The following is a 13,041-nucleotide window of genomic DNA, read 5'->3' as shown; positions in this document are numbered from 1 at the left end:
TAGCCACCTGCGCATGAACTGGCTGCTGGACCTCACTCCCGACGAATGGAATGCGGTCCGGCTGTCCATCAAGGTGGCGACAGTGGCGATGATCGCCAGCCTGCCGCCGGGCATAGCGATAGCGCTGCTCCTGGCGCGCGGCCGATTCTGGGGCAAGACGCTGCTCAACGGGCTGGTGCATCTGCCGCTGATCCTGCCGCCCGTGGTGACCGGCTATCTCCTGCTTCTGACCTTCGGCAAGCGCGGGCCGGCCGGCGCATTCCTGGCCGAGCATTTCGGCATCGTCTTTTCCTTTCGCTGGACGGGTGCGGCTCTTGCCTGCGGCATCATGGGTTTTCCGCTGATGGTGCGGGCGATCCGATTGTCGATCGAGGCCGTCGACCGCAAGATGGAGGCGGCGGCCGGAACGCTCGGCGCCAGCCCGCCATGGGTGTTCGGCACCATCACCTTGCCGCTGATCCTGCCCGGGCTGATCGCCGGTGCCATCCTCTCCTTCGCCAAGGCGATGGGCGAGTTCGGAGCGACGATCACCTTCGTCTCCAACATCCCGAACGAGACGCAGACGCTGCCATCGGCAATCTACACATTCACCCAGGTGCCGGGCGGCGATGCCGGCGCGCTTCGGCTGACGCTGATCTCGATCGTCATCTCGATGGCCGCCCTGGTGGCCTCGGAAGTGTTGGCGCGGCGCGTCGGCCGGCGGATGGACATTGAATGACGGTCCTTGTCGACATCCGCCATCGGCTCGGCGATTTCCCCCTCGACATCCGCTTCGAGAGCGCCGGGCGGCTGACGGCGCTGTTCGGGCCCTCCGGCTCGGGCAAGACGACGCTGATCAATATGATTGCCGGGCTGATCCGGCCCGACCAGGGACGCATCGAGGTCGATGGCCGTGTGCTGGTCGACACGGCCAAGGGCATTTTCGTGCCGAAGCACAGGCGCCGGATCGGCATGGTGTTCCAGGACGCGCGTCTGTTTCCGCATATGAGCGTGGCGAGCAATTTGCGCTATGGCCGCTGGTTCACGCCGGCGGCGGAGCGTTATGCCGAGATCGACGCCGTCGTCGAATTGCTCGGCATCGAGCCGCTGCTGGCGCGGCGGCCGGCAAAGCTCTCGGGCGGCGAGAGGCAGCGCGTCGCGATCGGCCGGGCGCTGCTCGCCAGCCCCCGGCTGTTGCTGATGGACGAGCCGCTGGCCTCGCTCGATGAGGCGCGCAAGTCCGAAATCCTGCCCTACGTCGAGCGGCTGCGCGATGAGACGAAAATCCCGATCGTCTATGTCAGCCATTCGGTCGCCGAGGTGGCGCGGTTGGCGAGCGACGTGGTGATGCTGGCGCAAGGCAAGCTTGCCGCCAGCGGCCCGACCACGGCTGTCATGCAAAGGCTGGACCTTCTGCCGGCGGAGGAGCGCGGCGAGGGCGGCGCGGTGCTGGACACCAGCGTACTTCATCATGACGAGGTTTTCGGCATGACGGTGCTTGGCTCGAACGCCGGCGAGATACGCGTGCCCAAGCTGGCGGCGACGGTGGGCGCGCCGGTGCGCATACGCATCCGCGCTCGCGACGTCCTGATCGCCACCGAACAGCCGTCGGGTCTCAGCGCGCTCAACATCCTGGCCGGCACGATCGTCGCGATCAGGCCGGGCGAGGGGCCGACGGTCGAGATCGGTATCGACTGCAACGGCGCGACCGTGCTGGCACGGGTCACCGAACAGTCGCGGCAGGTTCTGAAGCTGCGGCTCGGCGGACAGGTCTTCGCCGTGATCAAGACGGTGAGTTTCGACCAGGCAAACACCGGGGGCGGGCTCCCCGCGGAGGCGGATGGCTGAGACGGCGAGTGGGTCTTTGCGCTATATCTATTTGGAATAGCGATGCCGCCAAAGACGCTCTAACATGGCAGGCGTGATCGCGGAGGAAGAAAATGCCGTCGCTGAGCTTGCGGATAAACCTCGACCCCGACGGGCGCATCGGGCCGGGCAAGATCGAATTGCTGGAGCAGATCGCCGCCTTCGGTTCGATCTCGGCCGCCGCGCGCGGCATGGAGATGTCCTACAAGCATGCGTGGGACCTGGTCGAGGACATGAACCGGGTGTTCGGCAAGCCGCTGGTGGCCGCGCAGACCGGCGGCCGCAAGGGCGGCGGCGCGCAACTGACGGCGGTGGGCCTGGCCGTAGTCAGCCGTTTCCGCGCCATCGAACGCGCGGCGGCTTCGGCCGCCGCGACGCATATGGAGGCGTTGCAGGCGGAGATTGAGGAGGGGTAGGGCAGTAGGGCAGTAGGGCAGTAGGGCAGTAGGGCAGTAGGGCAGACCAACTCGGGCGCGTCGAATTTTTCGTGTGCTTTCTTGTGTTCCGGCTCCTGATGTCTCGTTCACTTACTGCCTTACTGCCCTACTCCCCTACCTTCCTCAGCACGTACGTATCCATGATCCAGCCCTTTTCTCTGCGGGCCTGCTCGCGGATTTTCTCGATTTCGGCGCCGACGTCGCGAAGGCGGCCGGAGACGATGATTTCGTCCGGCGTGCCGAGATAAGCGCCCCATTGGATGAAAAGATCCTGGTCGGCGAGCGTGTTGAAGGCGCATTTGCCGTCAAGCATGACGACGGCGCTGCCGGCATTTTGCGGCATGCCTTCTTCCGTCAGCCGGCGGCCGGTGGTGATCAGGATGGAATCGCCGATGCGATTCAGCGCTGTCGCGTGGCTGGCGGCGAGCGCCTGAATGGCGGTGATGCCGGGAATAACCTCCAGTTCGAAGGCGACGTTGCCCCTGAGGCGTACGCGCTCCAGGATGCGCAGCGCGCTGTCGTAGAGCGAGGGGTCGCCCCAGATCAGGAAGGCGCCGCAACCATCCGCGGCGATCTCTTCGCGGATCAGGTCTTCATAGATGGCGGCGATTGCCTCGTGCCAGTCATCGACCGTCGAGCGATAGGAAGGCGCCGGTTCGGCCCGCACGGGCACGTCGAATTCCACGCGGCGTGAATTCGGGTTGGTGACGAAGCGGTCGCAGATGTGACGGCGCAGTTCGGCAAGATCGTTCTTCTTCGCACCCTTGTCGGGGATGAACAGCACGTCGGCCCGATTGAGGCCGTCTATGGCCTGCACGGTCATATGGTCGGGATTGCCGGCGCCGATGCCGATGACGAGAAGCTTGCGCATGAAGCGAACTCCTGCCCGATCGCAACCCTTTAGTCCAGACTGGCGTGGCGCGGATGCGGAAGGGCTTTGAAACGCCACGTTGAAACCGCTAGGGTCGTCGCGACATTCTCGCCGAGGGGCTTTCATGTTGCGATATGTTCTGACGGCGGTGCTGGCCTTGTCGGCCGCACCCGCGTTCGCCAATGATTCCGTTGCCGAACTCGGCACCGGCGGCCTGGTGCTGTCGCGCAGCGATGCCCTGGCGATGCAGAGCGAGGACCTCTTCATCTCGCCGGAAAAGGTGACCGTGGATTACGTCTTCCACAACAACACCGATAAGGACGTCGACGCGATCGTCGCCTTCCCAATGCCCGACATCTCCGGCGATCCCGAGGAGATGCCGGCGATCCCCGAAAACCAGAGCGACAATTTCCTTGGCTTCGAGGTGACGATCGACGGCGTGGCGGCAAAGCCTGAGCTCGAGCAGAAGGCGTTCGCGCTCGGCATCGACATCGGTGCCGACCTGAAGGCGCAGAACGTGCCTTTCAACCCATTCGGCGAAGCGGCAAAGGCGGCGCTCGGGAAGCTGCCGCAAACGGTGGCGGACGACTGGGTCACCCGCGGCATCATCATCGAGGACACTGTCGATGACAGCCCTGGCGCGAAACCCAATTATGCACCGTTCTGGCAATTGCGCTCGACCTATTGGTGGCGCTCGACCTTTCCGGCCAACAAGGACGTCCACGTTTCCCACCGCTACAAACCGAGCGTCGGCGGCACCTCGTCGGTCAGCTTCTTCTACGACGGCAAGTTCCAGGGACAGTACGCCGCCTACAAGTCCCGCTACTGCATGGACGACACCTTCGAGAACGCAGTGCGCAAGGCTGCCAAGAACGATCCCGACGGCTATCCAAAATATTACGAGAGCCGCATCGCCTACATCCTGACCACCGGCGGCAACTGGGCGGCCGGTAGCATCGGCAAGTTCAAGCTGACCGTCGACAAGGACAATCCCAAAGCCCTGGTCTCGTTCTGCGGCGACAATGTCAGGAAGGTCGGGCCGACGAGTTTCGAGATGACGGCTGAGGACTTCTATCCAGAGCGCGACATCGACATCCTTATCCTCGATCCATCCGACAATGGGAACGGCAACTGATGCACGTGGCAATCTATGTCGCCATCGCCGAGAACGGCGTCATCGGGCGGGACGGGGGGCTGCCCTGGCGGCTTTCCACCGATCTCAAGCGCTTCAAGGCAGACACGATGGGCAAACCTATCATCATGGGACGCAAGACCTATGAAGGCATCGGCCGGCCGCTGCCGGGCAGGCTGAACATCGTTGTCACCCGTGACAAGACTTGGCGCGCCGACGGCGTGGAGGTGGCGCATACGCTCAAGAACGCGATCCAGCTGGCTGATGTGCGTGGGCGCTGCATGAGCGGGGTGAACGAGGTCTGCGTCATCGGCGGCGGCGAAATCTATGCGCAGGCGCTGCCGCTGGCCGACCGGCTGCACGTCACCCATGTGCTGGCCGCTGTCGACGGCGACGCGCATTTCCCGCCGATTGATCCGAAACGCTGGCGCGAAGTCAGTTCGCAGGAGATTCCAGCCGGCGAAAAGGACAGCCACGCGACGCGCTATACGGTTTACGAGCGACGCCGCGAGAGCCATTGAAAGAAAAAAGGCGTTTAAAGACGACAAAGGGTCGCGACCGGCCCAAAACCGATGATGCCAGCAGAGCATCGCGTTGAAAGCATGCCGTGGCGTCCCTATAGAAGAACAAGACTGGATTTGCGCCGAAATTCCGGCGCTTGAGGGAATTCCAAGCGAAAGGACATTCATGCCCTGGAACGACAAAGGTGGCGGTGGCGGCGGCCCGTGGGGCGGCGGCGGCAACAATCAGGGACCCTGGGGGCAGGGACCGAAGGGGCCAAGCGGCCCGCAAGGCTCGCCTCCCGACCTCGAGGACATCATCCGCCGTGGCCAGGACAGGCTGCGGCGCGCGCTGCCCGGCGGTGGCGGCGCCAGTCCGGCCATATTCGGGCTGATCGGCGCGGCGCTGGTCGTGCTATGGGCGTTCCAGGCAGTCTACACCGTGCAGCCCGATGAGGTCGCGGTCGAGCTGCGCTTCGGCAAGCCGAAGGCCGAGCTGTCGCAGCCCGGCCTGCATTTCCACTGGTGGCCGCTCGAAACCGTCGAAACGGCCAAGATTTCCGAGCAGCTCGTCGACATTGGCGGTGGCGCGTCCAGCGGCAACACGTCGGGGCTGATGCTTTCGGGCGACCAGAACATCGTCAACGTGCAGTTCTCGGTCGCCTACCAGGTCTCCGATCCCCGCGCCTATCTGTTCGACGTCTCCGACCCGGATGGCATGCTGCGGCAGGTCGCCGAGAGCGCGATGCGCGAGGCCGTCGGCCGCAGGCCGGCGCAGGACATCTTCCGTGACGACCGCCAGGGCATAGCGGCTTCGGTGCGCGAGATCATCCAGACCACGCTCGACGGCTACAAAGCCGGGCTTCAGGTCAACGCCATCTCGATCGAGGACGCCGCACCGCCACGTGAGGTCGCCGATGCCTTCGACGAGGTGCAGCGCGCCGAGCAGGACGAGGATAAGTTCGTCGAGCAGGCCAACCAGTACTCCAACCAGAAGCTCGGCCAGGCACGCGGCGAGGCCGCACAGGTCCGCGAAGACGCGGCCGCCTACAAGAACCGGGTGGTGCAGGAGGCCGAAGGTGAGGCCCAGCGCTTCATCTCCGTCTATGACGAATATGCCAAGGCGCCCGACGTGACGCGCAAGCGGCTTTACCTGGAAACGATGGAGAAGGTGCTGAAGGACTCCGGCAAGGTGATCGTCGAGCAAGGCAACGGGCAGGGGGTCGTCCCCTATCTGCCGCTGCCGGCATTGCAGCAGAAAGCGCCGGCTCCGGCCCCGCTTGGCGCGACGACGGGAGGTAACCAGTGATGGCCAACCGTCTCCCCGTCATCGTCGTCATCGCGGCGGTCATCCTGTTCCTGCTCTATTCGTCAGTCTTCGTGGTCAATGCGCGCCAGCAGGCGCTGGTGCTGAGGTTCGGCGAGATCGTCGACGTCAAGACCGAGCCCGGCATCTACTTCAAGGCGCCGTTCTCGTTCTTCGACGCCGACACGGTGCAGTTGATCGAGAATCGGGTGCTGCGCTTCGACCTCGACAACATCCGCGTCCAGGTCTCGGGCGGCAAGTTCTATGAGGTCGATGCCTTCATCGCCTACCGCATCTCGGATCCGCGTGTCTTCCGTGCCGCCGTATCCGGCCAGATCGAGCTCGCCGAAGCGCGGCTGAGGACGCGTCTCGACGCTGCCTTGCGCCGCGTCTACGGTCTGCGCGACTTCGAGGCCGCCCTTTCGGAGGAGCGCGCTGTGATGATGCGCGAAGTGCGCGATCAGCTACGGCCCGACGCCACCTCGCTCGGCCTGCAGATCGAGGATGTCCGCATCCGCCGCACCGACCTCACCGCCGAAGTCTCGCAGCAGACCTTCGATCGCATGAAGGCGGAACGTCTGGCTGAGGCCGAAAGGCTGAGGGCGCGCGGCAATGAGGCGGCGCAGCGCATCAAGGCCCGCGCCGACCGTGAGGTGGTCGAGATCATCGCGGAAGCGCAGAAGGAGTCCGAAATCCTGCGCGGCGAGGGCGAGGCGCAGCGCAGCGCCACCTTTGCCGAGGCTTATCAGCGCGATCCGGCGTTCTTCGATTTCTACCGGTCGATGAACGCCTATGGCACGGCGCTGGACAACACCGGCACGACAATGGTGCTGTCGCCGAATTCGGAGTTCTTCCGTTTCTTCCGCGACCCTGACGGAAAGGAGGCGCCGGCAAGGCCGGCGGCTCCGCAACCGGCACCTCCTGCCGCACCGGCGACCGCACCCGCAACTTCGCCCGGCACCGGCCAGTAGCGGCCGGTGCAGGATTTCTTGGCGGCAATAGGCCTGGTCCTCGTCATTGAGGGCTTGGTCTATGGCGGCTTTCCCGGTTTCGCCAGGAAACTGGCGGGCGAGGTGCTGTCATTGCCGGAGAATGCATTGCGGATTGCCGGGCTGGTGGCGATTGGCGCCGGCGTCGGTATCGTCTGGCTGGTCCGCGGCGGCTAGGGGGGTGTGCAAAAACGCGGGATTTACACTCTGCCAATAGCCATAGCCGCAAACGTGCCCTATTTCTTGCCATCATGGCGCGACACGGCGTTTCCGTCGAAGCGCTTTTCTCTTTCAGAAGTGCCGGGAGGCTTCTCGATGACATCCAACACCCTTTTGCGCGCGGTTCGACGCACGTTCGTCGCTGGCGCGGCAGCGCTTCTTCTGGGCACCGTGGCCGTTCCGGCCTTCGTGACGTCGACAATGGCCGCCGACGGGCCTGCTTCGGTGGCCGACCTGGCGCAAGGCCTGCTCGGCGCGGTGGTCAACATCTCGACGTCGCAGACGGTGAAGGGCACGGAAGGTCCGGGCGCGGTGCCGATGCCGCAGCTTCCCGAAGGCTCGCCGTTCCAGGATTTCTTCGACGATTTCTTCAAGAACCGTGGCGGCGACAAGGACAATGGCTCGCAGAAAGTGCAGTCGCTCGGCTCCGGTTTCGTCATCGACGCCGAGCAGGGCATCGTCGTCACCAACAACCATGTCATCGCCGATGCCGACGATATCGAGGTCAATTTCTCCGATGGAGTCACGCTGAAGGCGACGCTGGTCGGCACCGACACCAAGACCGATGTCGCGGTGCTCAAGGTCGATCCGAAGGGCCACAAGCTGACGGCGGTGAAGTTCGGCGATTCCACCAAGATGCGCGTCGGCGACTGGGTGATGGCGATCGGCAATCCGTTCGGCCTCGGCGGCACGGTCACGGTCGGCATCGTCTCGGCGCGTAACCGCGACATCAATTCAGGCCCCTATGACGATTTCATCCAGACCGATGCCGCGATCAACCGCGGCAATTCGGGCGGGCCGCTGTTCAACAGCGCCGGCGAGGTCATCGGCATCAACACGGCGATCATTTCGCCGTCCGGCGGCTCGATCGGCATCGGCTTCTCCATCCCCTCGCAGCTCGCATCGGGCGTTGTCGAGCAACTGCGCCAATATGGCGAAACGCGGCGCGGCTGGCTTGGCGTGCGCATCCAGCCGGTGACCGACGATATTGCCGAGAGCCTCGGCATGGCGACCGCCAAGGGTGCGCTGGTCGCCGGCGTCATCAAGGGTGGACCGGTCGACAACGGCACCATCCAGGCCGGCGACGTGATCATCAAGTTCGACGGTAAGGACATCCACGAAATGCGCGACCTGCCGCGTGTGGTCGCGGAGAGCCCGGTCGGCAAGGCGGTCGACGTGCTGATCGTGCGCAAGGGTGTCGAGCAAACGGTGAAGGTAACACTTGGCCGGCTCGAGGACAGCGAGAAGCTCGCCAGCGGCGAAAACGGCAACACCGACCAGGACAAAGGCGACAAGGCGCCGGCGGTTTCGACGGCCTCGGTGCTCGGCATGACCGTCGGCGAATTGAACGACGATACGCGCAAGAAGTTCAGCATCGCCGCCGATGTTTCGGGCGTCGTCATCACCGATGTCGCCAAGGATTCGGCCGCGGCTGAACGCGGCATCCAGCCGGGCGAGGTGATCACCGAAATTGCACAGGAATCGGTTGCCACGCCCAAGGATGTGATGGACCGGATCGGCGCGCTGAAGGAGCAGGGACGCAAGAACGCACTGTTGATGCTGGCGTCCAAGACCGGTGAGCTGAGGTTTGTGACGATCCGGATGGACTGAGGATCGCTAACGATGGTCATATTGTAACATCCCATGGGATGTACTATTTTGACTTGTGAGGCGGATCGTACTGGACACAAACGTTTTGACGGCAGGCTTGCGAAGCAGGAATGGCGCGTCTTTCGCCATCCTGCAGCTGATTGCGGATCGGCAAATTCGCCCATTAGTGACGACAGCGCTGTTTCTTGAATATGAAACCGTGCTGGCCAGACCCGAGCAGGTGGCGGCTCACGGGTTGTCCGCGCCGGATCTGGGCCGTTTGCTGGCCGGCTTTGCATTGCTGGCTGAGCCGGTCGAGCTGCACTTTCTCTGGCGGCCGCAATTGAACGATCCGAAGGATGAGATGGTGCTTGAAGCAGCGATCAACGGCCGGGCCGATGCGTTGGTGACTCACAATCGCCGGGACTTCCTAGCTGCGGCAGGCCGTTTTGATGTACTGCTTGTGAGCCCGGCCGAGTTCTTGGAAGGACTTCGTACATGAGCAAAGCGACTTATCCGCTGAAACTGCCACAGTCGGTTAAGGAAGCAGCCGCGCGCCTCGCGAAGGCCGATGGCGTGTCGCTCAATCAATGGATTGCGTCGGCTGTGGCGCAAAAGGTCGGGGCAATGGAAGCGGCAGCTGACTTCCTGCGTCGTCGTGCCGGCGACGCGTCACCGGGCGATTTCGCGAAAATGCTGGGGCGGGTCGCAGACAGATCGCCACAGTCCGGCGACGAATTTCCACCTGACAGGCATTGATCAGCGACGATTCTTCCGCCAATCCGCGCTCGTCAGCCTGTAGAACACATGCCTCTTCAGCTCCGGGTGGCTGTCGGGAATGCCGGGGTGGTCGAAGTTGGCCGAGGGATCGGCGGTCATGCCGAGGCGCTTCATGACGGCAGTGGAGCGGCGGTTGTTCTCGACCGCGAAGGAGACGATCTCGCCAAGGCCGAGTTTTTCGAAGCCGTAGGCCAGCCATGCCTCGGCAGCTTCCGTGACATAACCCTTGCCCCAGAATTCGGGCGCCAGCCGCCAGCCGACCTCAACGGTCCCGGCGGGAAGGAACGGCAGATGGTCGGTCCCGGTGATACCGACAAAGCCGATGCATTGACCTGATGCGGCGACCTCGGCGGCGGCAAAGCCATAGCCGTCCCGATCGATGATGGCCCGCAGTTCGTCCATCTTGGCGTCTGCTGCGGCGCGGCCGCGACGGAAGGGGAAGAACTCCATCACGCGTTCATCGGAATTGATGCGATGGAACAGCTCCCGGTCGCGATCCTCCCAGTTGCGCAGGATCAGGCGCTCGGTGCGCATTGGTTTCATTGGACGAACTCTTCCTGCCCGTAGCCTTGCAGATAGAGCAATGCGGTCAGGTCGCCATGGTCGATGCGAACCTTTGCCTGTGCAGCCACCATCGGTTTGGCATGCAGCGCAACACCGGTGCCGGCAAGGCGGATCATGTCGAGATCGTTGGCCCCGTCGCCGACAGCAATGGCATCGGCCGGGGTGAGGCCGAGACGCGCCGTGATCTCGATCAGCGCCTCGGCCTTGGCGGCGCGGCCGAGGATCGGCTCGCCGACCAACCCGGCAAAGAGGCCATCCTGTTCGAGCAGGCGGTTGGCGCGGTTTTCATGGAAGCCGAGCATGGCGGCGATGCGTGAGGTGAAGACCTCGAAGCCGCCCGAGACTAGCGCGGTCCAGGCGCCGTTGGCCCGCATCGTTTGCACCAGCGCGCGACCGCCGGAGGCCAATGTCAACCGGTTGGCAACGATCAGATCGACCACGGCCGCATCGAGCCCCTTGAGCAACGCCACGCGCTCGCGCAGGGCGGGCTCGAAGGCGACCTCGCCATTCATCGATCGTGCGGTGATCGCCGCGACGTGCTCCTTGACGCCGATCTCGTCGGCCAACTCGTCGATGCATTCCTGGTCGATCATGGTCGAATCCATGTCGGCGATGAGGATCTTCTTGCGGCGCGTTGCCGACTGCTGGACGATCACGTCGATCGGCTCGGCGGCCAGCGCCGCGCGCAGATTGGCGGCCGCCTCGTCGGCTTGTGCATTCGCCGGCAGTGCGAGATCGCAGGCAATGTCTTCGGCCATCCAGCGAACAGTGCTTGCGCCCACCGACCGTGAGGCCATATTCGCAAGCGATGGTGACAAGGCACGATCGGTGGGATGGGAAACAAGCGTGGCGACAAGCGGCATCGATAATTCCGGTGCGGATGCGGGCGAAGGCCGCGTGAAGAATGCGATCCTGATAGCCGGGCCGACCGCCAGCGGCAAGTCGGCGCTGGCGGTCGGCCTGGCCGAACGTATAGGCGGCGTGATCGTCAACACCGATTCCATGCAAGCCTATTCGGTTCTCGACGTGTTGACTGCCCGGCCGGAGGCGGCGGACCTCGCTCGGGCACCGCATTATCTCTATGGGCATGTCCATCCCGGCACCGCCTACTCGACCGGGGCGTGGCTGCGCGACGTGACGAGGCTGATCGAAGACGGCGCGCTCTCGCGGCGACCGATCTTCGTCGGCGGCACCGGCCTTTACTTTCGCGCCTTGGCCGAGGGCATTTCGGAAATGCCCGACATTCCGCGGCAGGTACGCGACCGTTGGCGCTACGAGTTGAAGGAGCAAGGCGCCGTCAAACTGCATGGCATCCTGCTGCGCGAGGATTCCAGGGCAGCCATGCAGTTGAAGCCAACGGACAGCCAGCGCATCGTGCGGGCGCTCGAAGTGCTCGACGCATCCGGCCGCTCGATCCTGGACTGGCAGGCCGCGCGGGGCCGGCCGCTCATCGACAGACAGACGGCCCGCTTCTTCGTCATCGAGCCGGACCGGGCCGCGCTGGTCGGACGCATCGAAAGGCGTTTCGACCAGATGCTGGCCAAGGGCGCACTGGACGAAGTCAGGCAACTCGCATCGCTTCGTCTCGATCCGCAATTGCCGGCGATGAAGGCGATCGGCGTTCGCGAACTGCAAGCGGCGATGGCCGGACAATCGGGTTTTCCCGAGGCGATTGAGCGCGCCAAGATCGCAACCAGGCAATATGCCAAGCGGCAGAGGACCTGGTTTCGGCACCAGCTAGGACCGGAATGGCAAAGATTGCATCCTGGTGACGATATCGAAACCACGATCCAAACGCTTGTTGCTAATGCAACCTAGAAAGCCTTTCCTTCACGGAAAGGTTCTCGTTGTGGTTGTCCAAATTAACCCTCCGTAAGGCCCGCCATGCCATAAGGTCGATGGGCATTTTTCCATCGGGGAGCAGATGCGTTTCCACAAGGCGGAATCGGCGTTTTTCGTCTTTATCTTCGTGATCCTGGCCGCCGGCCTGGTGACGCTGCATGCCTATGGACTGCTGCAATCCTTTGCCACCGAACTGCACACGGCCTCCGGCCTGGACAAGGTCATCTACCTCAACAAGCTGCTTTTCGCGACGGGCGTGCTGCTCGCGACCGCGCTGTTCTTCGGCATCTTCTTCATCTACCCGCTGATCCGCAGGCAGGCGACGGAGGAAGGCAAGCTGCGCGCCATGACCGTGTCACTGAGCGCCCGCTCCGAGACGTTCGAACATGCGGCGCTGACAGATAGCCTGACCGGCATGCAGAACCGGCGCTATTTCGACGACGCGCTGAAGGAATATCTCGAGGAGTTCAAGCGCATCGAGAAACCCGTCGGGCTGATGATCCTCGACCTTGATCATTTCAAGCAGGTCAACGATACACATGGCCACGACGTCGGCGACGAGGTGCTCAAGGCCGTCGCCAGCTGTCTCAAGGACATGACGCGCTACCATGACGTGGTGGCGCGATTGGGCGGCGAGGAATTCGCCGTGGTCACGCCCAACATGGAGGCGGAATTGTTGTCGAAATTCGCCGAGCGTATCCGCAAGGCGATCGCCAACATGTCGGTTCTTTCGGGCAATGTCCGGCTCAAGATCACCACCAGCGTCGGCCTTGCCGTCTGGGACCGCAAGGAGACGGCGGAAGAATTCTATCGCCGCGCCGACCGCCAGCTCTACGAGGCCAAGAGGCAAGGCCGCAACCGCGTCTGCGCCTGAAATCCCGAAGAAGAATTCACGAGGCCGGTTGCCTGACGCGGCTTTTTCGACTTCCGGTGCTCACGGACTGAATGTCCGCTCCGCTCCGGCTT

16 protein-coding genes are annotated in these 13,041 nt (G+C 63.7%); 13 read left to right on the top strand and 3 right to left on the bottom strand.

Translation table 11 applies throughout. The features are described from left to right. Positions 1 to 13 precede the first annotated feature (13 nt). The 3 genes from modB (at position 14) to FJ986_RS18235 (ending at position 2,261) form a co-directional block, all read left to right on the top strand. Positions 14 to 718 (top strand): molybdate ABC transporter permease subunit, encoded by a 705-nt coding sequence (modB, locus tag FJ986_RS18245; RefSeq protein WP_140648735.1) that lies wholly within the window; start codon positions 14 to 16, stop codon positions 716 to 718. Continuing rightward, a complete protein-coding gene (gene modC, locus FJ986_RS18240) occupies positions 715 to 1,827 on the top strand; it encodes a molybdenum ABC transporter ATP-binding protein (protein ID WP_140675354.1) in 1,113 nt (370 codons plus the stop codon). The genes modB and modC overlap by 4 nt, the downstream gene beginning before the upstream one ends. A gap of 92 nt (positions 1,828 to 1,919) precedes the next feature. Then, entirely contained in the window at positions 1,920 to 2,261 is a 342-nt protein-coding gene (locus FJ986_RS18235) for a winged helix-turn-helix domain-containing protein (protein WP_140495328.1), read from the top strand. Between the two features lie 127 nt (positions 2,262 to 2,388). Here FJ986_RS18235 and cobF read toward each other — a convergent pair whose 3' ends face one another. Then, positions 2,389 to 3,153, bottom strand: coding sequence for a precorrin-6A synthase (deacetylating) (gene cobF, locus FJ986_RS18230; RefSeq protein WP_140675351.1), 765 nt, complete (start codon positions 3,151 to 3,153; stop codon positions 2,389 to 2,391). 124 nt (positions 3,154 to 3,277) lie between these two features. Between cobF and FJ986_RS18225 the strand changes: the two genes are divergently transcribed. The 8 genes from FJ986_RS18225 to FJ986_RS18190 all read left to right on the top strand — a co-directional run bounded on the left by FJ986_RS18225 (position 3,278) and on the right by FJ986_RS18190 (position 9,648). After that, the gene (locus FJ986_RS18225; RefSeq protein ID WP_140675349.1) at positions 3,278 to 4,288 is read left to right on the top strand and encodes a DUF4424 domain-containing protein; all 1,011 of its coding nucleotides are present in this window, start codon (positions 3,278 to 3,280) and stop codon (positions 4,286 to 4,288) included. Further along, positions 4,288 to 4,806, top strand: coding sequence for a dihydrofolate reductase (locus tag FJ986_RS18220; protein WP_140675346.1), 519 nt, complete (start codon positions 4,288 to 4,290; stop codon positions 4,804 to 4,806). Before FJ986_RS18225 ends, FJ986_RS18220 begins: the two co-directional genes overlap by 1 nt. Positions 4,807 to 4,972: 166 nt before the next feature. Next, positions 4,973 to 6,094, top strand: coding sequence for an FtsH protease activity modulator HflK (hflK, locus tag FJ986_RS18215; protein WP_140495337.1), 1,122 nt, complete (start codon positions 4,973 to 4,975; stop codon positions 6,092 to 6,094). Then, positions 6,094 to 7,062 carry a protease modulator HflC gene (locus FJ986_RS18210; protein WP_140521174.1) on the top strand — a complete coding sequence of 323 codons (969 nt, stop codon included), beginning with the start codon at positions 6,094 to 6,096 and terminating at the stop codon, positions 7,060 to 7,062. The genes hflK and FJ986_RS18210 overlap by 1 nt, the downstream gene beginning before the upstream one ends. Positions 7,063 to 7,068: 6 nt before the next feature. After that, positions 7,069 to 7,257 (top strand): DUF2065 domain-containing protein, encoded by a 189-nt coding sequence (locus FJ986_RS18205; RefSeq protein ID WP_140559552.1) that lies wholly within the window; start codon positions 7,069 to 7,071, stop codon positions 7,255 to 7,257. 138 nt (positions 7,258 to 7,395) lie between these two features. Then, complete coding sequence (locus FJ986_RS18200; protein ID WP_140559553.1) at positions 7,396 to 8,910, top strand: DegQ family serine endoprotease; 1,515 nt, start codon at positions 7,396 to 7,398, stop codon at positions 8,908 to 8,910. Between the two features lie 55 nt (positions 8,911 to 8,965). After that, entirely contained in the window at positions 8,966 to 9,391 is a 426-nt protein-coding gene (locus FJ986_RS18195; RefSeq protein WP_140495343.1) for a putative toxin-antitoxin system toxin component, PIN family, read from the top strand. Next, the gene (locus tag FJ986_RS18190; protein WP_140495345.1) at positions 9,388 to 9,648 is read left to right on the top strand and encodes a toxin-antitoxin system HicB family antitoxin; all 261 of its coding nucleotides are present in this window, start codon (positions 9,388 to 9,390) and stop codon (positions 9,646 to 9,648) included. Before FJ986_RS18195 ends, FJ986_RS18190 begins: the two co-directional genes overlap by 4 nt. Here FJ986_RS18190 and FJ986_RS18185 read toward each other — a convergent pair whose 3' ends face one another. Together FJ986_RS18185 and serB are read right to left on the bottom strand one after the other, a co-directional pair. Further along, positions 9,649 to 10,212: a GNAT family N-acetyltransferase gene (locus FJ986_RS18185; protein ID WP_140559555.1), complete on the bottom strand. Its 564-nt coding sequence runs from the start codon at positions 10,210 to 10,212 to the stop codon at positions 9,649 to 9,651. Next, on the bottom strand, positions 10,209 to 11,096 hold the full coding sequence (gene serB, locus FJ986_RS18180; protein ID WP_140675343.1) for a phosphoserine phosphatase SerB: 888 nt from the start codon (positions 11,094 to 11,096) through the stop codon (positions 10,209 to 10,211). The genes FJ986_RS18185 and serB overlap by 4 nt, the downstream gene beginning before the upstream one ends. Between serB and miaA the strand changes: the two genes are divergently transcribed. Next, positions 11,080 to 12,051, top strand: a complete 972-nt coding sequence (miaA, locus tag FJ986_RS18175) for a tRNA (adenosine(37)-N6)-dimethylallyltransferase MiaA (protein ID WP_140675340.1) — start codon at positions 11,080 to 11,082, stop codon at positions 12,049 to 12,051. The two genes, serB and miaA, sit on opposite strands and share 17 nt — an antisense overlap. 106 nt (positions 12,052 to 12,157) lie before the next feature. Continuing rightward, a complete protein-coding gene (locus FJ986_RS18170; protein ID WP_140495351.1) occupies positions 12,158 to 12,949 on the top strand; it encodes a GGDEF domain-containing protein in 792 nt (263 codons plus the stop codon). The last annotated feature ends 92 nt before the right edge of the window (positions 12,950 to 13,041 follow it).

The sequence above is a fragment of the Mesorhizobium sp. B1-1-1 genome (assembly GCF_006442955.1).
Classification (GTDB): Bacteria; Pseudomonadota; Alphaproteobacteria; order Rhizobiales; family Rhizobiaceae; genus Mesorhizobium.
The sequence above is the reverse complement of the archived record's forward strand: the minus strand, read 5'-3'. Positions and strand labels throughout refer to the sequence as shown.